The following is a 20,724-nucleotide window of genomic DNA, read 5'->3' as shown; positions in this document are numbered from 1 at the left end:
ATGCTCTGCTTCGTGGGCCCCGGCCGGCTTTCGTCGGCGATCAGGTTTTGTCAGCGGAGCCGTCAGAGCCGGTCAGGCTTGCGGATGAGCGCGGCGCCGAGAATCGGTCCCGGGACGCCGTCTTTGCCGACGGACTGCAGCAGCACGGCACAGCCGCCCTTCTTCGCAATCTCCGTCATCGGCAGCTCGTAACGCTGCGCCTTGCCGTTCCACATGCCGGCGATCTGGATGTCGGAAACGGCGTTCCAATAGGTCATGTTGCGGCCGCTGTTTTCGCCCTGGCCGATCTTCACCATCTGCGGCGGATCGAAATAGACGATCACCACATGGGCGTCGGTCGGCCCATTGCCGGCATCGCCGGCGTCAATCATGACCCGATCGCTGGTGCGGCTCACCTTGATGCCGACCCGCATGCCCTCGCCGGCCCTGTCCATGCGGGCCAGCGCGCCGTCTATCTCCTTGCGGTTGGCGCCGTTGACATGGCTGCGGCCGTTGATGACGGCTTGCGGGGTGTAGACCGAACGGCTGCCGAAGGCGCGCATATAGTCATACTGCCGCTCGGTGTTCTCTTTGTTGCTCAGCGTGTCCTGCCAGCCCAGGTAGTCCCAGTAATTGACGTGATAAGCGAGCGCGACGACATTTTCCTTCGCCGCCAGCTCGGCAAAGAATTCATCGGCCGGCGGACAGGAGCTGCAGCCCTGGCTGGTGAACAACTCGACGACGCCCAAAGGCTTTTCAGTCTGCGGCTTGCCGGTCGCGACTTTCTCAAGCTCGGCTGCTGAGGCCACGCGGCTCAACGCCGTGAGGACCAGCGCAACTGCCGTAAGCCGCAATGGTCCTCGCAATGCCATGACCGTTCCAATTCCCGCCGGTCACGCCGGCCTTGTTCTGGTTGCTAAAATATGTGGCAGAACGGACAGTCAACGGGAAGTCACGTTGCGGTGAAATTTTGTCGCCGCGACCGCAGGTAAGGCGGCGACAGGAGGGGCCGCTGCATTTTTCGACCCGGTTCGATTTCGGGACCGCATCGCCGCGTTGGGGTAAGTTTGCTGCTGCCGGAGGATTTCTATTGCGCGCCAATCGGACTTGGACTTTGAGCCGGGCGGAGAATGCTTGGCCTGCCGCAGTTTAACTAGGACGTCAGTAGGCACCAGGCAGTGGGAAAATCTCCCCCTGCCTATGCCTACCGCCTATTCCCTGTCGCTACGCAGCCAAATCGCGCAGCACGTATTGCAGGATGCCGCCGTTCTTGAAGTAGTCGAGTTCGTCCAGCGTATCGATGCGACAGATGATCGGCACGTTCTTCAGCGTACCGTCGCCATAGGTGACCTTGGCCGTCATCTTCTGGCGCGGCTTGATGGCATCCAGGCCGTCGATCTCGACCAGCTCGTCGCCCTTGAGGTTGAGGGAAGCCCATGAGGTGCCGTCCTCGAAGACGAAGGGGATGACCCCCATGCCGACCAGGTTCGAGCGGTGGATGCGCTCGAAGGACTGGGCGATGACGGCGCGGACACCAAGGAGGTTGGTTCCCTTGGCTGCCCAATCGCGCGAGGAGCCGTTGCCATATTCGACGCCGGCGAAGATGACTAGCGGCACGCCTTCCTTCTTGTATTCCATGGCCGCGTCGTAGATCGACATCTCCTCCTTCGAAGGATAGTGGATCGTGTAGCCGCCTTCGCGGCCGTTCTCGCCCAGCATGTGATTGCGGATGCGGATGTTGGCGAAGGTGCCGCGCATCATCACCTCATGGTTGCCGCGCCGCGTGCCGTACTGGTTGAAGTCGGCGACGCCGACGCCGTGCTCGGTGAGGTACTTGCCTGCCGGCGAAGCCGCCTTGATCGAGCCGGCCGGCGAGATGTGGTCGGTGGTGATCTTGTCGCCGAAGAGACCAAGCACGCGCGCGCCCTTGATGTCGCCGACCTTGCCGAAGGCGCGGCCCATGCCGGCGAAATAAGGCGGGTTCTGCACATAGGTCGAATGATCGTCCCAGGCATAGGTCTGGCCTTCCGGCGCCTTCACCTTCTGCCAATATTCGTCGCCCTTGAAGACGTCGGCATATTTGCGGGCGAAAAGCTCGCGCGTGACGTTCTTCTCGATGAACTCCTGGATCTCGGCCGAGGTCGGCCAGATGTCCTTGAGATAGACCGGCTTGCCGTCGCTGCCCTCGCCGAGCGGCTCGGTGGTGAGGTCCTTGGTGACGGTGCCGGCCAGCGCATGCGCCACCACCAGCGGCGGCGAGGCGAGATAGTTCGCCTGGACGTCCGGAGAAACCCGGCCTTCGAAGTTGCGGTTGCCGGACAACACCGCGGCAGCAATCAGGCCTTTGTCGTTGATGGTCTTGGAGATCGGCGCCGGCAGTGGGCCGGAATTGCCGATGCAGGTGGTGCAGCCGAAGCCGACCAGGTTGAAGCCGATCTGGTCGAGTTCCTTCTGCAGGCCGGATTTCTCGAGATATTCGGCGACCACCTGGCTTCCGGGCGCCAGCGAGGTCTTCACCCACGGCTTCTGCTTCAGGCCGCGCCGGTTGGCATTGCGAGCCAACAGGCCGGCGCCGATCAAGACGCTTGGGTTGGAGGTGTTGGTGCACGACGTGATGGCGGCGATCACGACGTCGCCATGGCCGAGATCGTGAGCGGTGCCTTCGACGGCGTAACGCTTCGAGATCTCGACGGCCTTTTTGTACTCGGTCTCCATCGCCTTGGCGAAGCCGGCGGGAATATCCTGCAGCGCGACGCGGCCTTCCGGGCGCTTCGGGCCGGCCATCGACGGCACGACGTCGCCGAGATCGAGCTCGAGCAGATCGGTAAAGACCGGATCGGCCGAGCCGGCGTCGCGCCACATGCCCTGCGCCTTGGAATAGGCCTCGACCAGCGCGATGCGGCTTTCCTCGCGGCCGGACATTGTCAGATAGCGGATGGTCTCGCTATCGACCGGGAAAAAGCCGCAGGTGGCGCCATATTCCGGCGCCATGTTGCCGATGGTGGCGCGGTCGGCCAGCGTCATGTTGGACAGGCCTGGGCCGAAGAACTCGACGAACTTGCCGACGACGCCCTTCTTGCGCAGCATCTGGGTGACGGTGAGCACGAGGTCGGTGGCGGTGACGCCTTCCTTGAGCCTGCCGGTGAGGCGGAAGCCGATCACCTCCGGCAGAAGCATGGAGACCGGCTGGCCAAGCATCGCGGCCTCGGCCTCGATGCCGCCGACGCCCCAGCCGAGCACGCCCAGGCCGTTGATCATGGTGGTGTGCGAATCGGTGCCGACACAGGTGTCGGGATAGGCTGTGGTCTCGCCCTCTTCCGCGTTGGTCCACACCACCTGTCCCAGATATTCGAGATTGACCTGGTGGCAGATGCCGGTGCCCGGCGGCACGACGCGGAAGTTGCGGAAGGCCTGCTGGCCCCACTTCAGGAACTTGTAGCGCTCCTCGTTGCGCTCATATTCGAGCTCGACATTGCGGGCGAAGGCCATCGGCGTGCCGAATTCGTCGACGATGACGGAGTGGTCGATGACGAGATCCACAGGCACCAACGGGTTGATCTTCTCCGGATCGCCGCCGAGCGCCCTGATGCCGTCGCGCATGGCCGCGAGATCGACAACGGCCGGAACGCCGGTGAAATCCTGCATCAGCACGCGCGCCGGGCGGTAGGCGATCTCGACGCCGGCAGTGCCCTTGTCGGTGAGCCATGCCGCGACCGCCTGGATGCTTTCCTTGGTGACCGAGCGGCCGTCTTCGTTGCGCAGCAGGTTCTCCAGCAGCACCTTCATCGAATAGGGCAGCTGGGCAATGCCGCCAAGGCCGTTTTTCTCCGCCTCTGCGAGGTCGAAATAGACATAGTCCGCGCCCCCCACGGTCAGGGTGCGGCGGCAGTTGAAACTATCGAGGGATTTCGTCACGGCGATCCGTCCTTGTCTGTTCAGCCTGAAAGGGAACGGACGCCGTTGGCATGCAATCACGCGCAAAGGTGCGGGTACGGCCATTTCCGCTGTCCGCTCCCGAGCAACCCGAGCCGTTGAAGGCGGCGCGTGCGCTGGTTCGGCGCTAATTCTGTTCCCGCGCCGACCGCTGGCACGGATGAACCGCATATAGAGAATTTTCTGGAATAGTTCTAGACAGTCGAAAAGCAAATTTGTGCGATGCGGCGGCGGCCGCGAAACGGTGCTTTCGGGACGGGCAAGGATGCGGCTGATCGCCGAAAATCTGGGCGGCGAGCGCGGCGGCGAGACGGTTTTTTCCGGCATCGAATTCGCCCTCGACAGGGGCGAGGCACTCGTCGTCACCGGGCCGAACGGCGCCGGCAAATCGACCCTTTTGCGGGCCATCGCCGGCTTGCTGCCGCCGGCCGAAGGCAAGGTGAAGGTCGAGGGCGGCGGCGACGAGTTTCCATCGGTCGCTTCGGCCTCGCACTATCTCGGCCATCTCAATGCGATGAAGACCGCCCTCAGCGTCGAAGAAAACCTGGGCTTCTGGCGCGCCTTCCAGGGCGAGACTGGTTTGAGCGTGGGGCAGGCGCTGGAGACGGTCGGCTTGGATGGGCTCGGGCACCTGCCGTTCGGCTACCTTTCGACCGGGCAAAGGCGGCGCGCCTCGATCGCGAAGCTCCTGGTCAGCCCCCGGCCGGTCTGGCTGCTCGACGAACCGACCGCGGGATTGGACAAGGCCTCGGAGGAACGATTCGCGGGATTGATGAGAGGGCATTGCCGAGAGGGAGGCATCATCGTGGCGGCCACGCATTTGCCGCTCGGGCTCGAGGGAGCAAAGACGTTGAGGATGGGTGACTGATGTCGGCGCGAGGCACCCCTGGGCGAAGGCATATCAAGTCATGCTAGCCCTCTTCCTCCGCGATGTCCGCCTCTCCGTCCGCGCCGGCGGCGGCGCGCTGATTGGCGTCATCTTCTTCTTGGCGGTGATTGCCACGGTCCCGTTCGGCGTCGGGCCCGACCTCAACCTGTTGTCGCGCATCGGTCCGGCGATCCTGTGGATCGCCGCCCTGCTCGCCTGCCTGCTTGGGCTCGACCGCCTCTTCCAGGCCGATCGGGAGGACGGCTCGCTCGATCTTCTGGTGCTCAACAGCGACCGTCACATGCTGGCGTTGACGGTGCTGACCAAGTGTCTGGCGCATTGGGCGGGCAGCGTGCTGCCGCTGGTGATCGCGGCACCTTTGCTCGGCCTGTTCATGAACATGGAGCCGCTCGGTATCGGCGCGACGGCATTTACGCTTCTTGTCGGCACGCCGGCCATAACCTTCATCGGCGCCGCCGGAGCGGCTGTGGCTGTGGCGCTGCCGCGCGGCGGGCTCTTGATCTCCGTGCTGGTGCTGCCGCTCACCATTCCAGTGCTGATCTTCGGCGTCTCGGCGAGCTATGGCGCGGTGGCCGATCCCGCGCCGTTCCTGCAGCCCTTCCTCATTCTTGCCGCGCTGACGCTGTTTCTTGCCGTGGTGGGGCCGCTGGCCGCGGCGCTGGCGTTGCGGCACGGGACGGATTGAGGCGCTGGGGCGTTTCTCAACTGCGGCACCGCGCCTGATTGCGCGGCATGTGACGCAGAGTTAAGGGAAGGCATGGTCGAACGGATTGGCATGGCAGGCGCGAAAGGTGCCCAGATGGAGCGGCTGATATGAGTGCTCATGCTCTCTATGTCGCCGCAGCCTATGCCATCAGCGCGATCGTGCTCGTCGGGCTGATCGCCTGGATCCTGCTTGACCGACGGGCGCGCAAGCGTGAGCTCGCGGCGCTCGACGCGGCCGGCGTGCGGCGGCGCTCCGACAAGGCCGGGACGGCGAAGCCGTGAGCGCCGAAACCGGAGCCCCGGCGTCGCCCCGTCGCCGCCTGTTCGTGCTGCTTCCGCTGCTGGTATTCCTGGGCTTGGCGGGGTTGTTCCTGTCGCAGCTTTTGTCCGGCCGCGACGAGTCTGAAATTCCCTCGGCTCTGATCGGCCTGCCGGCGCCGCAGACGAACCTGCCGCCGCTCGGAGGCTCGAACCTGCCGGGGCTGGACTCAAGATCCTTCGCCGGCAAAGTGACGCTGGTCAACGTCTTCGCATCTTGGTGCGCGCCGTGTCGGGAAGAGCATCCGGTGCTTCTGGCGTTGTCGCAGGACAAGCGGTTCACGCTTGCCGCGCTGAACTACAAGGACGAGCCGGCAAACGCCCGTCGCTTCCTTGGCGATCTCGGCAATCCCTACCAGGCGATCGGCGTCGATCCGGCCGGGCGCGCGGCGATCGACTGGGGCGTCTACGGCGTGCCGGAGACCTTCGTCATCGGCAAGGACGGCAAGATTGCCTACAAGCATGTCGGGCCGCTGACGCCGGAATCGGCGAAGGATTTGCTGTTGCCGCAGATCGAGAAGGCCCTGGCGGTTTCGGGTTAGGCGCCCCTTGCGTCGTCATTCCAGTGCGAGGCAAGGAGCGAAGCGACGCGGCGCAAAGGCCGGCTCGACCGGCTTCGAACTCAACCGTAAATCTGCTTGTGGATCTGGTAGAGCATCTCGGAGCGGTCGGCACGCAGATCGGCGAGATCGCGGCTCGACAGGTTCTCGATTTCTGCGACGAGACGATTGTAGTGGCGGCGCTTGGCGAGGTTGGTGCGAGCGCGGGTGACGAGGTTGTCGAAGATCATGACGAGGTTCCTTCTGAGTTATTCCTCCCTGATCTATTGCGAGAATGACATAGGAATGGTGCATTGCAAAAGAAAGATGTTGCAATGCACCATTGCAAGCAGCGCATAGCCGGTTAATGGCGTGTTAGCCCCTCCACGCGTCAACATGCCGTGAGAGGCATCCGCGATCTTGCCTTCTCCTCTCTGTGCTGGCTTGATCGCGCGTCTTTTGATTGCCGGGAGGGAAAGCATGACGGCCGCTGACTATGAACTTCTCGATCCGCGTTTTTCGCGGCTGTTCAACGCCAATGAGCGGGTTGAGAAGCTGTTCACCGGGTGCCGGTGGGCGGAAGGCCCGGCCTGGTTCGCCGCCGGCCGCTACCTCGTCTGGTCCGACATCCCCAACAACCGCATGCTGCGCTACGATGAGACCGATGGCAGCGTCAGCGTCTTCCGCCAGCCGTCCGGCAATTCCAACGGCAACACCGTCGACCGTCAGGGCCGGCTGATCACCTGCGAGCATTCGGGCCGCCGCGTCAGCCGCACCGAGCCTGACGGTTCGGTCACCACCGTCGCCGACAAATGGCGCGGCAAGCGGCTCAACTCGCCCAACGACGTCGTCGTCCGTTCCGACGGCTCGATCTGGTTCACCGATCCCGCCTACGGCATCGACAGCGATTATGAAGGCGATCACGCCGAGAGCGAGATCGGCGCCTGCAATGTCTACCGCGTCGACCCCGGCACGGGCGAGATCGATGCCGTCATCACCGACATGGTCAGGCCCAATGGGCTCGCCTTCTCGCTCGATGAAAGCCTGCTTTATGTCGCCGACACGGGCCGCACCCATGGCGCCAAGAACCCCGCGCATATCCGCGTCTTCAATGTCGGCAAGGCCGGCAAGAAGGTCTCGGGCGGCAAGGTCTTCGCCGACTGCACGGCCGGCCTGTTCGACGGCTTCCGGCTGGACGAAAGCGGGCGCATCTGGACGAGCGCCGCCGACGGCATCCATTGCTACGATCCGGATGGTACGCTGATCGGCAAGGTCAAAGTGCCGGAAGTCGTCGCCAATTGCGTCTTCGGCGGCGCCAAGCGCAACCGCCTTTACATCTGCGGCACCACCTCGCTCTATGTGGTCTGGCTGATGGTGAATGGGGCCAAGACGTATTGACCGGCAACGGCGTCAGCGGGGGCGGATAAAGCCGGCGAAAACCTGAAGTGCCTCGCGCATCGCCTGTCGGTTCGACGGCTCAGCCAGGATTTCTTCCACCTCCGGCGGCTTCTTGCCGAGCAGCGCGATCTCGAGCGCGGTCTCTTCGTAAAGCGCGAAGGACATCGTGCCCATGATCTCGGCAAGGGCGGCGCGGGCAAAGAGCGAGCGCGGCGAGGCGTGCACCAGCAACGCCGGCTTGCCGACGGCGGCGTCGCGCGACACCAGCCAGTCGAGCGCGTTCTTCATGCCGCCCGGCACGCCATGGGCGTATTCGGGACAGGAGACGATGACGCCATCGGCGCGGGTGACGGCCTCGATCAGGTATCTTGCCTCACACGGCGTGCGCTCGCCCTCTTCATCCGGGTTGAAGATCGGCAAGCGGCCGAGCCCGTCATAGACGGTGACGCGGCAATCCGCAGGCACGTTGGCGGCAAGCGCCGCGACAAGGGCCGAATTCGTCGAGGCGGCGCGCAGGCTGCCGGATATGGCGAGGAGGTTCAGCAAGGGTGACGGGGGCGGTTCGGACGAATCGTGCCCGGGAGCCTACCACATGGTCTGCCGGTAATCGTCGTCCAGTTCGCGGTCGATCTCGCCGGCGCTCTCTGTAAGCGCCAGCTGGTCGCGGATGATCTGGCCGAGCGTCGGCAGGCTCGCGCGGTCATACCAAGTCTCCGGCTCCCACAGCTCGGAGCGCATAAAGGCCTTGGCGCAGTGCATGTAAGCGGCCTTGACCGTCACCACGATGACGCTCAGCGGCTCCTTGCCGTCGACGGCCAGTCGGGCGCGCAGTCCGGCGTCGATGGTTATGTGGGCTTCGCCGTTGACGCGCAGCGTCTCGTTCATGCCGGGAATGAGGAAGAGCAGCCCTACCGACGGGTAACGAACGATGTTTTCCAGCGTGTCCAGCCGGTTGTTGCCTGGACGGTCAGGGATGGCGATGGTGGAACTGTCGAGGATGGCGGTGAAGCCGGGCTTGTCGCCCTTCGGGGTCACGTCGGCATTGCCGGCGCCGTCGGAGGAGCCGATCAGCACGAATGGGCTCTTGCCGATGAAGGAACGGCAGTGGCCATCGAGCGCCTTGAGTTCCTTGCGGATCGACCCGTCGGTCGGCCGCGGCGTCTTGTAGATCGTCCTCAGCTCATCGCGCGTGGTGAGGAATTCCATGCCGCCCCCTCCCCGGAACCTGCTCTATTTACTCGCCTGCTCTTCCTTGGCTTTTTCCTCCAGCGAATGGCGCATGATCAGCGGCATCTGGCTGAAGGTGAAGAGAAGCGTGATCGGCATGATGCCCCAGACCTTGAAGGTAACCCAGGCATCGGTTGAAAAATTCCGCCACACGACTTCATTGACGAGGGCCAGGAAGAGGAAGAACAGGCCCCAGCGGAAGGTGAGCTTGCGCCAGCCTTCGGCATCGAGGCTGAAAGCCGAGTCGAAGACATAGCCAAGCAGCGACTTGCCGAAGAAAAGGCCGCCGAGCAGCACGCCGCCGAACAGCGTGTTGACGATGGTCGGCTTCATCTTGATGAAGACGTCGTCCTGCAAATAGAGCGTCAGCGCGCCGAAGATAAGGACGACGACGCCCGACACCAGCGGCATGATCGGCAAGGTGCGGGTGAGCAGCCACGAGGCGATCAGCGCCAACGCGGTGGCGGCCATGAACAGGCCGGTGGCGACGAAGATCGGGCCGCCGAGCTCGGCCAAGGCCGGAAATTTCTGCGCCAGCCATTCGCCGCGCGCATTGGCGAAGAAGAAGACCAGCAGCGGCCCGAGCTCGAGCACCAGCTTGAGCTGGGGGTTGATGCCCTCCTTCTTCTGTTTCTGCGGGTCGGACGGGTCGCGTTCGAGGATGTTCATGAAAGTCCTTGTTGTCCCGAAAGTCGGCGCTTTTGGGATCGTTCAAGCAACGCCGGCGATCGCTCTGGCGAATTCGCTGGCCGAGAAGGGTTCGAGGTCGTCGACCTGCTCGCCGACGCCGATAAAATAGACCGGCAATCCATGCTTGGCGGCGATCGCCACCAGAATACCGCCGCGCGCCGTGCCGTCCAGCTTGGTCATCACCAGGCCGTTGACGCCGGCGACGTTGCGGAAGATCTCGACCTGGCTGAGCGCATTCTGACCGGTGGTGGCGTCGACGGTCTGCAGCACGGTGTGCGGCGCCTCCGGATCGAGCTTGCCCAGCACGCGCACGATCTTTTCCAGCTCCGCCATCAGCTCGGTCTTGTTCTGCAGGCGGCCGGCCGTGTCGATGATCAGCACGTCGGAGCCTGCCTCCTTCGCCTTCTCGAAGGCATCGTAGGCGAGGCCGGCAGCGTCGGCGCCAAGCTTGGTGGCGATGACCGGCGACTTCGTGCGTTCGCCCCAGATCTTCAGCTGCTCGATGGCGGCCGCGCGGAACGTGTCGCCGGCCGCCAGCATGACCGAAAGCCCGCCTTCGGTCAGCTTGGCCGCCAGCTTGCCGATGGTCGTGGTCTTGCCGGTGCCGTTGACGCCGACGACCAGGATGACATGCGGCTTGTGGCTGAGATCGAGCTCGAGCGGCTTGGCGACCGGGGTCAGGACTTTTTCGACTTCCGCCGCCATCACGGCGCGGACCTCCGAGTCGGAAACGTCCTTGCCGTATCGGCTTGAGGCGAGAGAATCGGTGACGCGCAGCGCCGTCTCGACGCCAAGATCGGCGCGGATCAGCACGTCCTCCAGATCCTGCAGCGTGTCTTCGTCCAGCTTGCGCTTGGTGAAGACGCCGGCGATGTTGCCGGTGAGCTCGCGCGAGGAACGGGCAAGCCCGTCGCGCATGCGCTGGAACCAGGAGCGTCGCGGCGCCGGCTCCGGTGCCTTCTGCGGCTCGGCCTTCTGCTCGACCTTTTTGGCGACCGTCACCTTGCCGGCAGCGGGGGTCGGCGGCGGCGCGGGGACGGCTTCCGGCTCGGGCGCGATCTCGGCAAGGATCCGCCCCGGCTCGACCGGCGCAGCCTGGCGAATGGGAGGCAGGGCTTCCGCCGGCGGAGCCGGCTCCGGTGGCGGCAAATCCTCCGCAGGCTGACGCTGCGCCTCACCCTCATCCTCTCCCCGTGAAGAACGGGGAGAAGGGGGCGTTGGCGTTGGCGCTTCTTCCTTCTCCCCGTCACTATACGGGGAGAAGGTGCCGGCAGGCGGATGGGGCGCGGCGCCGACCTCTAAAGATGGCTCGATAGAAGGTGCCTCGCCCGGTGGAACTTCGATCGGCGCTGGCGCCTCGGCCGGGACTTCGCTGGGCGTCGTCGGCACTTCGACGGGCCCCGGCACCGGCTGCGGCTCCGGACGCGAAGGCTCGATCTCCGGCTCGGCCGGCGCGGGTGCAGGCACCTCCTGCGGTGCCGGCGCGGGCACCGGCTCAGGTGCAGGTCCGGGCGGAGCGGGCACTTCCTCGGGTGCAGGCGGCTGCGGCTGCTCCGGGGCGGGCCGCGGCTCTTCTTCCGGCTGGGGCTGCGGCAGCGGCTCCGGCTCGGATGGAACGACCGGCTCCGGTGCCGGCGGGATGACGGGTTCCGGCGCCGGCGGAATGTCCGGTGCGGGTTCGGGCTTCGGCTCCTCGGGAACCGGTTGTGGCGCAGGTCCTGCCTCCCCCTCGATGGGGGAGGTCCCGAGCGCAGCTCGAGGGTGATTGGCGCCGGCGTCGGCGCTGCGGGACGCAGGCTCCTGCTCGGTTTCCGGTTTCAGCGCCTCGAGCGCGTCCCATTTGATCGGCGGCAGGGGCGCGGTCTCGTCGACGCGCTCCTCGACGACTTCCTTCTTGCCGAACGAAAATATCTTTTTGAAGAAACCAGCCATACGTCTTGCAGTCTCAGGCGGCTTGCGCGGCGAGCGGCGCCGCGATCAGCCGGGCGCCGTCATGGCCGGTGACAACCGCCTCGACGATCTCGCCCGGCTGTCCAACGCCAATCGCGGCAAGCGTGAAACCTTCGGTGCGGCCGAGCCCGTCGCGCTCGATCAGGATCGACTGCCGCGTGCCGGCAAGGGCGGCCAGATGGCGGCGATAGGCGGCCTCGCCGGCGGCGCGCAGCCGTGCGGCGCGCTCTTTCACCACCTCGCGGCGCAGCTGCGGCATGCGCGCGGCGGGCGTGCCCTCGCGCGGGCTGAACGGGAAGACGTGAAGATGCGTCAGGCCGCATTCCTCGACGATTTTCTCCGAGTTTTTGAACATAGCCTCGGTCTCGGTCGGGAAGCCGGCGATGATGTCGGCTCCGAAGACGATGCCGGGACGGAGCTTCCGCACGTCCTCGCAGAAGCGGATCGACTGATCGCGCAAATGCCGCCGCTTCATGCGCTTCAGGATCATGTCGTCGCCCGATTGCAGCGACAGATGCAAATGCGGCATCAGCCGCGGCTCGGTGGCAATCGCGTCGAGCAGCTCGTCGTCGGCTTCTATCGAATCGATCGACGACAGCCTCAGGCGCTTCACCTCGGGCACCTGGCGCAGGATCGTCTTCACCAGCTTCCCAAGCTTCGGGCTGCCCGGCAAGTCGGCGCCGAAGCTGGTCATGTCGACGCCGGTGAGCACGATCTCGGCATAGCCGTTGCCTGCGAGACGCTTGACCTGCTCGACCACGACGCCCATCGGCACCGAGCGCGAATTGCCGCGGCCGTAAGGAATGATGCAGAAGGTGCAGCGATGGTCGCAGCCATTCTGCACCTGCACGAAGGCGCGCGCCCGGCCCTCAATGGCGTCGACCATGTGGCTCGCCGTCTCGCGCACCGAGAAGATGTCGTTGACGCGCGCCTTCTCGGTATCGTTGACGCCGAAGTCCGGCAGCGCGCGGTAGGAGTTCGCCTTGAGCTTCTCCTCATTGCCGAGCACCAGGTCTACCTCGTCCATGGCGACGAAGTTCTGCGGCTCGGTCTGCGCGGCGCAGCCGGTGACGATGATGCGCGCTTCAGGGTTCTCGCGACGGGCCTTGCGGATCGCCTGCTTGGCCTGGCGCACGGCTTCGGCGGTGACGGCGCAGGTGTTGAAGATGACGGCGCCGCCTTCCCGCGCGCCGAGGCCGGCGCTCTCGGCCTCGCGGCGCATCACCTCCGATTCATAGGTGTTGAGGCGGCAGCCGAACGTGACCACGTCGATACCGTTGCCGATAGGCCCTTCGGGCGCCGGGCCCTTTTGAAGAGCGGACATCAGGCGGCGCTTTCGGTGTCGCGGGCCCAGGCGCCGTTCGAAGGGTCGAAGCTGCCGGAAAACTCCCATTCGGCGGCGCCAGTCAAAATGACGTGATCGTCGTCGCGCCACTCGACATTGAGCTCGCCGCCGCCGGGCGTGACCAGCGACACGCTGCGGCCGGTGCGCTTGGTGCGGGCGGCTGCCACCACGGCGGCGCAGGCCGCGGAGCCGCAGGCCTTGGTGAGACCCGCGCCGCGCTCCCAGGTGCGGATGATCATCGTCTCCGGCGAGGTGACCTGAGCGATGGTGATGTTGGCGCGCTCGGGAAAGATCGGATGGTTCTCGAGCAGCGGACCGAATCGGTCGAGCTCGTAGGACCAGACGTCGCGGTCGACCCAGAAGATCGCGTGCGGATTGCCCATCGAGACGACCGAAGGCGAGTGCAGCACCGGCGCATCGATCGGGCCGATCTGCAGTTCGATCATGCGAGTGTCGCGGAACTCCTCGGCAAGCGGGATCTCCTGCCAGCCGAAACGCGGCTTGCCCATGTCGACCGAGATCGAGCCGTCGGCATGTTCCTGAGCATTGAGAATGCCGGCGCGGGTTTCGAAGGTGAAGGTCTTTTGGCCGGTCTCGGCCGCAAGCGCCTGCACGACGCAGCGCATGCCATTGCCGCAGGCCTGCGCACCGGTGCCGTCCGAATTCAAGATGTCGACGTAATAAGCAGTGCCGGTCGTGCGCGGATCATGGATCGCCATGATCTGATCGAACTTGGTCGCCGCGTCGGCATTGAGGGCAATCGCCGCGGCTGCGGTCACCTTGTCGCCACGGCCGCGCATATCGGCGACGATGATCTCGTTGCCGATGCCGTTCATCTTGGCGAATGGGGCAGTGCCTGCCATCTAACCGGTCGTTCCAATTCCGTTTGGCGCTATATGGCGGAAACGGGCGGGAATTACCAGTGCAACGCGACTCCTGGCCAGGAACGCGGCTCTGGCCTGCCGCGGCGAATATGCGAGCTAAGTCACGGCGAAGACGCCGAGCACGATCAGCAGGAAGATGATCAGCACAATACCGATCAGGATGCGGGCACCTGTGGCGGCGGCGCCGGCGAGCGCGGGCATGCCAAGCAGGCTTGCCGCAGCGGCAACGATAAGAAGGATGATGATCCACTTGATCATGGAAAGCTCCGAGGCGGATTTGCGCTGTGCAACCAACGCGTTTGCCCGGGCTGGGTTCCTTAGCCAGGCGGCGGCACATCCCATGCTTCGCCCGGGCGCATGGCGCGAAAACGCTTCGGCGAAATGCCTTCGGCCGTCAGTGCCTCGGCGAGCTTTTGCGCCGGTTCCTCGATCGGCTCGTCGGTGAGCTGAAAGGTGCCCCAGTGGCAGCCGGCAGCATGGACGGCGCCGCACAGCCTCATGCCCTGGACGGCTTCCGCCGGATTCTGGTGCTGCGGGGCCATGAACCAGCGCGGCTCATAGGCGCCGATCGGCAGGATGGCCAGCCGAAACCCGCCATGCTTTTCCGCCATTCGGCGGTAGTTGGTGCCGCCGTGGAAGCCGGTGTCGCCGGCGAAATAGACCTTGCCGCCCGCCGTATCGACGACGAAGCCCGCCCACAGCGCCATGCGCCGGTCGCGCCCGCCACGCGCCGACCAGTGATGCACCGGCTCGATGTGGATGATGCCGCCGCTGGCGACTTCGACGCTGTCGCCCCAATCATGTACCGACACTCGCATGCCGGGCACGGCAGTGCCGATGATCGCATCGTTGCCGAGCGGCGTGATCACCATCGGGTCGTGGCTTTGCTTTAGCCGCTTGAGGGTCGCGAGGTCGAGATGGTCGTAGTGGTTGTGACTGAGCAGCACCAGGTCGATCGGCGGCAAGTCGCAAAAGGCGATGCCCGGCGCGTTGACCCGCTTCGGTCCGGCGAAGCCGAAAGGCGAGGCACGCTCGGACCAAACCGGGTCGGTCAGGATATTCAGGCCGGCTGTCTGGATGAGCAGCGAGGCGTGACCCACCATGGTGAGCCGAAGCGCGGCGCCTTCGATCCGTTGTTCGGGCTTCGCCTGGGGATATGGGCTCGGCCAGGCCGCCGGCCATTTCGAGCGCCCACCGCTCAATTGCCATTTCAGCAAATCGGTGAAGCGCGCCGGCGGCCTGCCCTCGGGATTGAAAAAGAGGCTACCGTCGAAATGATCGCTGAGTGGGCCGCTATAGTAGCGGTTGGCTGCTCTTGTTCTTGCGGCCATCGTTTCTCCGCCCACTCCCTGTCGCTTGTCCTGAAATAAGGACGCCGCCGCCTGGCGCAAGCATTTTGCTGGGGAATGCCAAGGGCCAACGGTCGGCTTCGACTAGGATCGACGATGTGTGGAGGGACAGCACCGTGGCGAAGAAGCGGACCGGGACACCGTGGATGAAGGCCGAGGATTTCGGCCGCTCGCTGTCGCATGGGCTGGGCGTCAACTTGCTTGTCACCGACATGGCGGCGATGGAGGCTTTCTGCCGCGATGTGCTAGGCGCGCGCATCATCTATGCCGACGAGGATTTCGCGGCCATCGAGCTGCTCGGCTCGATCTTCATGCTGCATGCCGACCATTCCTATCTCGACAATCCGATAACCGGCGTCTTCGCCGGAGCCGAAACGCGTGGCGCCGGCATCGAGCTGCGCCTCTATGGCGCCGATCCGGATGCGGTCGAAAAAAAGGCCGCAGCACTCGGCCACATCGTGCTGGCCGGCTCGATCGACAAGCCGCATGGCTTGCGCGAATGCTATATCGTTGGTCCGGACGGGTATGTCTTCGTGCCCAGCGCGCGGCTGCGAGCCTGAAACTTCAATACGTTAGGGTCCAACTTCTCGATTGGGGCCGCGGTGAGCAAGGCCGTCGCGACAAATTTGCAACACCAGCTCCGAAAACCCTATTTTAACCATATCGGGTTGAAATTCTGCCACCTTCGCCATCTTGGTGAAGCGAGTGTTTACGCGGACGGCGCCCCCCACCGGATCCGACGGAGGTTGGAATGATTTTTTCGAAGACTGGCCTTTTGGCCGTATCGCTGGCCGCGCTCGTTGCGAGCGGCTGCTCGACCTCGCGCTTCTCATCGATGGACGATCAGCAGCCGGCGCCGCTCACGCCGGCGCCCTCCGGCACGGTGACGCAGAACCAGCTGCCGCCGCCGGCTGCTCCGGGCACCACCGACCCGTCGCAATTCCCCACCGCGCCGAAGAACAGTCAGATGGCTTCGCTGCCGCCGGACGGTTCGGCGCCCACGGGCGCCGCGGACCTGACCGCGGCCAGCGTCGCCGGCGTCTGGAATGTCAGTGTCTCCGGCCAGAGCTGCAAAGTGGCGACGCCGCAGACCAAGTTCGGCGCCGGCTACCGCGCCGGTCCGCTGCATTGCCCGGCTCCGATCGACGGCATCAAGTCGTGGAATGTCGCCGGCAAGCAGCTGACGCTCTACGACGAAAACGGCGGCACGCTGGCCAGGCTCTATTCCTCCGGCGGCGAAAAGTTCGACGGCCAGACTTCCAACGGCCAGCCGATCTCGCTTACAAGGTAGGGCGGACCCTCCCCTATTGTTTCACGCAGTTTCGGATGGCAAGCCGCTTTCCGAAATTGCCCGAGAACGACGTGACCTATGCACCTGCGTGACGGCCTTCAGACGCATGCGACCGTCAGGCAGCGCTACGACCATCTGGTCGAAACCGGCGTGGTCGAACGCGATCCGGCGCAGGAGCGCGTCGTCGCCGCGCTCGACCGGCTGACCGACGAGATCTCCGCAAAAAGGCTGGCGCAGAAATCGAGCGCGCTGGGCTGGCTGTTCGCGCGCAGCAACAAGCCGCGCGAGGCCGTCAAGGGCCTTTACATCCATGGCGGCGTCGGGCGCGGCAAGACGATGCTGATGGACATGTTCTTCGATCTCCTGCCGGTCAGGCGAAAGCGCCGCGTCCATTTCAACGATTTCATGGCCGACGTGCAGGACCGCATCCAAAAACACCGGGCGGCGCGCAAGAACGGCGATGTCAAGGAAGACGATCCGGTCCCGCCGGTGGCGCGGGCGCTGGCCGAGGAGGCCTGGGTGCTGTGCTTCGACGAGTTTTCGGTCACCGACATTGCCGATGCCATGATCCTGTCGCGCCTGTTCTCGGCGCTGTTTTCCAAAGGCGTCGTGCTGGTCGCCACCTCCAACGTCGCGCCTCATGACCTTTATCGAGACGGCCTCAACCGGCAGCTTTTCCTGCCCTTCATCGGCCTGCTCGAACGTCACGCGCATGTGCTGACGCTGGATGCCGAAAAGGACTACCGGCAGGAAAAGCTCAACCGCTTGCCGATCTATGTCACGCCCGCCGACGCCGCGGCCGACCGCGCGCTCGACGACGCTTGGAAGACGATGACACATGGCAGGCCGACCGAGGCGATGACGCTGACGCTGAAAGGGCGTCAGCTCGTGGTCCCGCGCGCTGCCGGCGATGCCGCCCGTTTCTCCTTCGCCGATCTCTGCGAAAAGCCGCTCGGCGCGCGCGACTATCTGGCCATCGCCGACCGCTTCTCGACCGTCTTCATCGACCATGTGCCGGTGCTCGGGGAAGGCAAGCGCAACGAAGCCAAGCGTTTTATTCTGCTCATCGACACGCTCTACGACCACCACATGCGGCTGGTGATGAGCGCCGCGGCTCCCCCCGAAGGGCTCTACACCGCCAGGCGCGGCACGGAAGTCTTCGAATTCGAGCGCACCGCCTCGCGGCTGATCGAAATGCAGAGCCGCGACTGGCTGGAAGGCTGGGCGGAGAGGCGGCAAGTCGGGGCAGAGCCCGCGGAGGCGCGGCAGGCGTGAACGTAGCCGCCTGGAGTCGTCATCCTTAGACAGAGCGGCGCGAAGCGATAAGCGCTTCGTCGCTTGAATGCGCACCTCCCAAACCGCTCGGCCGCCCCACTTGCCTGTCCGCCCGTCCTAAAATCACAACGGCGTCATCGCCGGGATGAAGGCCTTCTGATTTCATCGTTTATTGTATAAATTCTGTTCAGTTACCTTCGAAAATTTTGACGTTTACGTAATTCCCAATGCATCTAACCGATTGAAAACACTGGGTGCAAAATAACCGTTTGAATTTTCTCCATGCCGGAGCTATTGGGTTCGGCGAAATCCCGCGGTTTCCCGCATTCCTTCCGGCCCCCGGCCCCCGTCACGGCACCGTCACAGACAAAGGGAAAACATCCTGACATGGCACGCAACAAGATAGCGCTCATCGGCTCGGGCATGATCGGCGGCACGCTCGCCCATATGATCGGCCTGAAGGATCTCGGCGACGTGGTGCTATTCGACATCGCCGAGGGCATTCCGCAGGGCAAGGGTCTCGACATCGCCCAGTCCTCGCCGGTCGACGGATTCGACTCCAGACTGACAGGCGTCAACGACTATGCCGGCATCGAGGGCGCGGATGTCTGCATCGTCACCGCCGGCGTGCCGCGCAAGCCCGGCATGAGCCGCGACGATCTTCTCGGCATCAATCTCAAGGTCATGGAACAGGTCGGCGCGGGTCTCAAGAAATACGCGCCGAAGGCGTTCGTCATCTGCATCACCAACCCGCTCGATGCCATGGTCTGGGCGCTGCAGAAGTTTTCGGGCCTGCCGACCAGCCATGTCATCGGCATGGCCGGCGTGCTGGACAGCGCCCGCTTCCGCTACTTCCTGGCGGAAGAGTTCAAGGTCTCGGTCGAGGACGTCACCGCCTTCGTGCTCGGCGGCCATGGCGATTCGATGGTACCGATGATCCGCTATTCGACCGTGTCGGGCATCCCGCTGCCCGACCTCGTCAAGATGGGCTGGACCTCCAAGGAGAAGCTCGACCAGATCGTGCAGCGCACTCGCGACGGCGGCGCCGAGATCGTCGGACTCTTGAAGACCGGCTCAGCCTATTACGCGCCGGCGGCCTCGGCCATCGCCATGGCCGAATCGTACCTGAAAGACAAGAAGCGCGTGCTGCCCTGCGCGGCGCACCTGTCCGGCCAGTACGGCGTCAAGGGGACCTATGTCGGCGTCCCCGTGGTGATCGGCGCCGGCGGTGTCGAGCGCGTCATCGAGATCGACCTCTCCAAGGCCGAGCAGAAGATGTTCGACAATTCGGTGGCGGCCGTGCAGGGCCTCACCGAGGCCTGCACCAAGATCGCCCCGCATCTCGCCGGCAAGTAATCGTCCTTCTCCGGAGACCAAGCGCATGAACATCCATGAATATCAGGCCAAGGCGCTGCTGAAGTCGTTCGGCGCGCCCGTCGCAAGCGGCGTTCCGGTGTTCAAGGCAAGCGAGGCGGAAGCCGCCGCCAAGACGCTGCCCGGCCCGCTCTATGTGGTGAAGAGCCAGATCCATGCCGGCGGCCGCGGCAAGGGCAAGTTCAAGGAACTGCCTGCCGACGCCAAGGGCGGCGTTCGGCTGGCGAAGTCGGCGGCGGAAGTGGTCGCCAACGCCAATGAGATGCTCGGTCATACGCTGGTCACCAAGCAGACCGGACCCGCCGGCAAGCAGGTCAATCGCCTCTATATCGAGGACGGCGCCGATATCGACCGTGAGCTCTATCTGTCGATCCTGGTCGACCGTTCGGTCGGGCGCATCGCCTTCGTCGTCTCGACCGAGGGCGGCATGGATATCGAGGCGGTCGCGCATGACACGCCGGAGAAGATCCTCACCGTCGCCATCGATCCGGAAAAGGGCGTGACGGCCGATGATGTGAAGAAGCTCAACGCCGCGCTGAAGCTCGACGGCGATGCGGCGCAAGACGGCGGCACGCTGTTCCCGCTGCTCTACAGGGCCTTCGTCGAGAAGGACATGAGCCTGCTCGAGGTCAATCCGCTGATCGTCATGAAGAACGGCCGGCTGCGCGTCCTGGATGCCAAGGTGTCGTTCGACAACAACGCTCTCTTCCGCCATCCGGACGTGATGGAGCTGCGCGACACCACCGAAGAGGACGAGAAGGAGATCGAGGCGTCGAAATACGACCTCGCCTATGTCGCGCTCGACGGCAATATCGGCTGCATGGTCAACGGCGCCGGCCTCGCCATGGCGACGATGGACATCATCAAGCTCTACGGTGCCGAGCCGGCCAACTTCCTCGACGTTGGCGGCGGAGCCTCGAAGGAGAAGGTGACGGCGGCCTTCAAGATCATCACCAAGGATCCGGCGGTCGAAGGCATCCTGATCAACATCTTCGGCGGCATCATGAAGTGCGATGTCATCGCCGAGGGCGTGATCGCCGCGGTCAAGGAAGTCGGGCTGAAGGTGCCGCTGGTCGTGCGGCTGGAAGGCACCAATGCCGAGCTCGGCAAGAAGATCATCAATGACAGCGGCTTGAACGTCGTCTCGGCAGACGACCTCGACGACGCGGCCAAGAAGATCGTCAAGGCGGTGAAGGGCTAAAGCGGATGCCTCCGCGCAAGATAAACCTGGTCGAGGCGGCGGATGCGAAGATCGCCAAGGTCTTCGATCCGCACATCGCCGGCGACGTCAATGACAGCCAGGCCAAGGTCGCCAAGTTCGGCGAGGTTTTCGACTGGCACGCGCATGATGACGAGGACGAGGCCTTCCTCGTGCTGCGCGGCAAGATCGCCATCGATTTCCGCGATGGACCGGTCGAGCTCGGCGAGCGCGATTTCATTGTCGTGCCGCGCGGCGTCGAGCATCGGCCGCGTTCGCTGACTATCGAGCCCGTGGTGCTTATGTTCGAGCCGGCGACCACCCTCAACACCGGCAATGCCCAAAGCGACCTCACCGTCACCGATCTGAAGCGGCTCTGA

The 20,724-nt window shown here is 64.5% G+C and carries 22 protein-coding genes; 11 read left to right on the top strand and 11 right to left on the bottom strand.

Translation table 11 applies throughout. The features are described from left to right. Positions 1-62 precede the first annotated feature (62 nt). Both A9K66_RS11605 and acnA read right to left on the bottom strand, forming a co-directional pair. The gene (locus tag A9K66_RS11605) at positions 63-851 is read right to left on the bottom strand and encodes a thioredoxin family protein (RefSeq protein ID WP_067323682.1); all 789 of its coding nucleotides are present in this window, start codon (positions 849-851) and stop codon (positions 63-65) included. A 352-nt stretch (positions 852-1,203) separates the two neighbouring features. Continuing rightward, complete coding sequence (gene acnA / locus A9K66_RS11600) at positions 1,204-3,894, bottom strand: aconitate hydratase AcnA (protein ID WP_067323680.1); 2,691 nt, start codon at positions 3,892-3,894, stop codon at positions 1,204-1,206. Between the two features lie 283 nt (positions 3,895-4,177). Here acnA and ccmA point away from each other — a divergent pair, with 283 nt between their 5' ends. From ccmA to A9K66_RS11580, 4 genes are all read left to right on the top strand, one after another. Beyond that, entirely contained in the window at positions 4,178-4,780 is a 603-nt protein-coding gene (ccmA, locus tag A9K66_RS11595; RefSeq protein ID WP_067323678.1) for a heme ABC exporter ATP-binding protein CcmA, read from the top strand. Positions 4,781-4,820: 40 nt separating this feature from the next. Beyond that, the gene (gene ccmB / locus A9K66_RS11590) at positions 4,821-5,486 is read left to right on the top strand and encodes a heme exporter protein CcmB (protein WP_067323676.1); all 666 of its coding nucleotides are present in this window, start codon (positions 4,821-4,823) and stop codon (positions 5,484-5,486) included. Positions 5,487-5,614: 128 nt separating this feature from the next. Continuing rightward, positions 5,615-5,788 (top strand): heme exporter protein CcmD, encoded by a 174-nt coding sequence (ccmD, locus tag A9K66_RS11585; protein ID WP_067323674.1) that lies wholly within the window; start codon positions 5,615-5,617, stop codon positions 5,786-5,788. Continuing rightward, positions 5,785-6,366 (top strand): DsbE family thiol:disulfide interchange protein, encoded by a 582-nt coding sequence (locus A9K66_RS11580; RefSeq protein ID WP_067323672.1) that lies wholly within the window; start codon positions 5,785-5,787, stop codon positions 6,364-6,366. The genes ccmD and A9K66_RS11580 overlap by 4 nt, the downstream gene beginning before the upstream one ends. An 80-nt stretch (positions 6,367-6,446) precedes the next feature. Here A9K66_RS11580 and A9K66_RS29430 read toward each other — a convergent pair whose 3' ends face one another. Next, positions 6,447-6,614: a hypothetical protein gene (locus A9K66_RS29430; protein ID WP_082953829.1), complete on the bottom strand. Its 168-nt coding sequence runs from the start codon at positions 6,612-6,614 to the stop codon at positions 6,447-6,449. Between the two features lie 229 nt (positions 6,615-6,843). On the opposite strand from A9K66_RS29430, the gene A9K66_RS11575 reads away from it, so the two are divergent. After that, entirely contained in the window at positions 6,844-7,761 is a 918-nt protein-coding gene (locus A9K66_RS11575; protein WP_067323670.1) for an SMP-30/gluconolactonase/LRE family protein, read from the top strand. A 12-nt stretch (positions 7,762-7,773) separates the two neighbouring features. On the opposite strand, the gene A9K66_RS11570 is transcribed toward A9K66_RS11575, so the two are convergent. The 8 genes from A9K66_RS11570 to A9K66_RS11535 form a co-directional block, all read right to left on the bottom strand. Further along, complete coding sequence (locus A9K66_RS11570) at positions 7,774-8,307, bottom strand: NADPH-dependent FMN reductase (RefSeq protein WP_067323668.1); 534 nt, start codon at positions 8,305-8,307, stop codon at positions 7,774-7,776. Between the two features lie 39 nt (positions 8,308-8,346). Then, positions 8,347-8,967 carry a pyridoxamine 5'-phosphate oxidase family protein gene (locus tag A9K66_RS11565; protein WP_066991742.1) on the bottom strand — a complete coding sequence of 207 codons (621 nt, stop codon included), beginning with the start codon at positions 8,965-8,967 and terminating at the stop codon, positions 8,347-8,349. Positions 8,968-8,991: 24 nt separating this feature from the next. Then, on the bottom strand, positions 8,992-9,657 hold the full coding sequence (locus tag A9K66_RS11560; RefSeq protein ID WP_067323665.1) for a septation protein A: 666 nt from the start codon (positions 9,655-9,657) through the stop codon (positions 8,992-8,994). A 42-nt stretch (positions 9,658-9,699) separates the two neighbouring features. Next, positions 9,700-11,610 (bottom strand): signal recognition particle-docking protein FtsY, encoded by a 1,911-nt coding sequence (gene ftsY, locus A9K66_RS11555; RefSeq protein WP_067323664.1) that lies wholly within the window; start codon positions 11,608-11,610, stop codon positions 9,700-9,702. Between the two features lie 13 nt (positions 11,611-11,623). After that, positions 11,624-12,952 carry a tRNA (N(6)-L-threonylcarbamoyladenosine(37)-C(2))-methylthiotransferase MtaB gene (gene mtaB, locus A9K66_RS11550; RefSeq protein ID WP_067323661.1) on the bottom strand — a complete coding sequence of 443 codons (1,329 nt, stop codon included), beginning with the start codon at positions 12,950-12,952 and terminating at the stop codon, positions 11,624-11,626. Beyond that, positions 12,952-13,836: a diaminopimelate epimerase gene (dapF, locus tag A9K66_RS11545; RefSeq protein WP_067323659.1), complete on the bottom strand. Its 885-nt coding sequence runs from the start codon at positions 13,834-13,836 to the stop codon at positions 12,952-12,954. Before dapF ends, mtaB begins: the two co-directional genes overlap by 1 nt. A gap of 117 nt (positions 13,837-13,953) precedes the next feature. Continuing rightward, entirely contained in the window at positions 13,954-14,115 is a 162-nt protein-coding gene (locus tag A9K66_RS11540; protein WP_066991727.1) for a DUF1328 family protein, read from the bottom strand. A gap of 59 nt (positions 14,116-14,174) precedes the next feature. After that, positions 14,175-15,188, bottom strand: a complete 1,014-nt coding sequence (locus tag A9K66_RS11535) for an MBL fold metallo-hydrolase (RefSeq protein ID WP_067323657.1) — start codon at positions 15,186-15,188, stop codon at positions 14,175-14,177. Positions 15,189-15,322: 134 nt separating this feature from the next. Here A9K66_RS11535 and A9K66_RS11530 point away from each other — a divergent pair, with 134 nt between their 5' ends. The 6 genes from A9K66_RS11530 (at position 15,323) to A9K66_RS11505 (ending at position 20,724) form a co-directional block, all read left to right on the top strand. Continuing rightward, positions 15,323-15,766: a VOC family protein gene (locus tag A9K66_RS11530; RefSeq protein ID WP_245307486.1), complete on the top strand. Its 444-nt coding sequence runs from the start codon at positions 15,323-15,325 to the stop codon at positions 15,764-15,766. A gap of 191 nt (positions 15,767-15,957) precedes the next feature. Further along, complete coding sequence (locus tag A9K66_RS11525) at positions 15,958-16,497, top strand: protease inhibitor Inh/omp19 family protein (RefSeq protein ID WP_067323653.1); 540 nt, start codon at positions 15,958-15,960, stop codon at positions 16,495-16,497. Between the two features lie 78 nt (positions 16,498-16,575). Next, positions 16,576-17,772 carry a cell division protein ZapE gene (zapE, locus tag A9K66_RS11520; protein WP_067323651.1) on the top strand — a complete coding sequence of 399 codons (1,197 nt, stop codon included), beginning with the start codon at positions 16,576-16,578 and terminating at the stop codon, positions 17,770-17,772. A gap of 387 nt (positions 17,773-18,159) precedes the next feature. Beyond that, entirely contained in the window at positions 18,160-19,128 is a 969-nt protein-coding gene (gene mdh, locus A9K66_RS11515) for a malate dehydrogenase (protein ID WP_067323649.1), read from the top strand. Between the two features lie 25 nt (positions 19,129-19,153). Next, the gene (sucC, locus tag A9K66_RS11510) at positions 19,154-20,347 is read left to right on the top strand and encodes an ADP-forming succinate--CoA ligase subunit beta (RefSeq protein ID WP_067323647.1); all 1,194 of its coding nucleotides are present in this window, start codon (positions 19,154-19,156) and stop codon (positions 20,345-20,347) included. 5 nt (positions 20,348-20,352) lie between these two features. Further along, entirely contained in the window at positions 20,353-20,724 is a 372-nt protein-coding gene (locus tag A9K66_RS11505) for a cupin domain-containing protein (RefSeq protein ID WP_067323645.1), read from the top strand.

Origin of the sequence: Mesorhizobium sp. AA23 (genome assembly GCF_001672435.1) — a bacterium.
Classification (GTDB): domain Bacteria; phylum Pseudomonadota; class Alphaproteobacteria; order Rhizobiales; family Rhizobiaceae; genus Mesorhizobium.
Note: the sequence above shows the minus strand (reverse complement) of the source record. Positions and strands in the feature narration are given on the sequence as shown.

Coding starts and splice junctions, on each gene's coding strand:
- A9K66_RS11605 (WP_067323682.1), bottom strand. CDS start 851: ATGGCATTGCGAGGACCATTGCGGCTTACGGCAGTTGCGCTGGTCCTC.
- ccmA (WP_067323678.1), top strand. CDS start 4,178: ATGCGGCTGATCGCCGAAAATCTGGGCGGCGAGCGCGGCGGCGAGACG.
- ccmB (WP_067323676.1), top strand. CDS start 4,821: ATGCTAGCCCTCTTCCTCCGCGATGTCCGCCTCTCCGTCCGCGCCGGC.
- ccmD (WP_067323674.1), top strand. CDS start 5,615: ATGAGTGCTCATGCTCTCTATGTCGCCGCAGCCTATGCCATCAGCGCG.
- A9K66_RS29430 (WP_082953829.1), bottom strand. CDS start 6,614: ATGATCTTCGACAACCTCGTCACCCGCGCTCGCACCAACCTCGCCAAG.
- A9K66_RS11575 (WP_067323670.1), top strand. CDS start 6,844: ATGACGGCCGCTGACTATGAACTTCTCGATCCGCGTTTTTCGCGGCTG.
- A9K66_RS11565 (WP_066991742.1), bottom strand. CDS start 8,967: ATGGAATTCCTCACCACGCGCGATGAGCTGAGGACGATCTACAAGACG.
- A9K66_RS11560 (WP_067323665.1), bottom strand. CDS start 9,657: ATGAACATCCTCGAACGCGACCCGTCCGACCCGCAGAAACAGAAGAAG.
- ftsY (WP_067323664.1), bottom strand. CDS start 11,610: ATGGCTGGTTTCTTCAAAAAGATATTTTCGTTCGGCAAGAAGGAAGTC.
- mtaB (WP_067323661.1), bottom strand. CDS start 12,952: ATGTCCGCTCTTCAAAAGGGCCCGGCGCCCGAAGGGCCTATCGGCAAC.
- dapF (WP_067323659.1), bottom strand. CDS start 13,836: ATGGCAGGCACTGCCCCATTCGCCAAGATGAACGGCATCGGCAACGAG.
- A9K66_RS11540 (WP_066991727.1), bottom strand. CDS start 14,115: ATGATCAAGTGGATCATCATCCTTCTTATCGTTGCCGCTGCGGCAAGC.
- A9K66_RS11535 (WP_067323657.1), bottom strand. CDS start 15,188: ATGGCCGCAAGAACAAGAGCAGCCAACCGCTACTATAGCGGCCCACTC.
- A9K66_RS11525 (WP_067323653.1), top strand. CDS start 15,958: ATGATTTTTTCGAAGACTGGCCTTTTGGCCGTATCGCTGGCCGCGCTC.
- zapE (WP_067323651.1), top strand. CDS start 16,576: ATGCACCTGCGTGACGGCCTTCAGACGCATGCGACCGTCAGGCAGCGC.
- mdh (WP_067323649.1), top strand. CDS start 18,160: ATGGCACGCAACAAGATAGCGCTCATCGGCTCGGGCATGATCGGCGGC.
- sucC (WP_067323647.1), top strand. CDS start 19,154: ATGAACATCCATGAATATCAGGCCAAGGCGCTGCTGAAGTCGTTCGGC.
- A9K66_RS11505 (WP_067323645.1), top strand. CDS start 20,353: ATGCCTCCGCGCAAGATAAACCTGGTCGAGGCGGCGGATGCGAAGATC.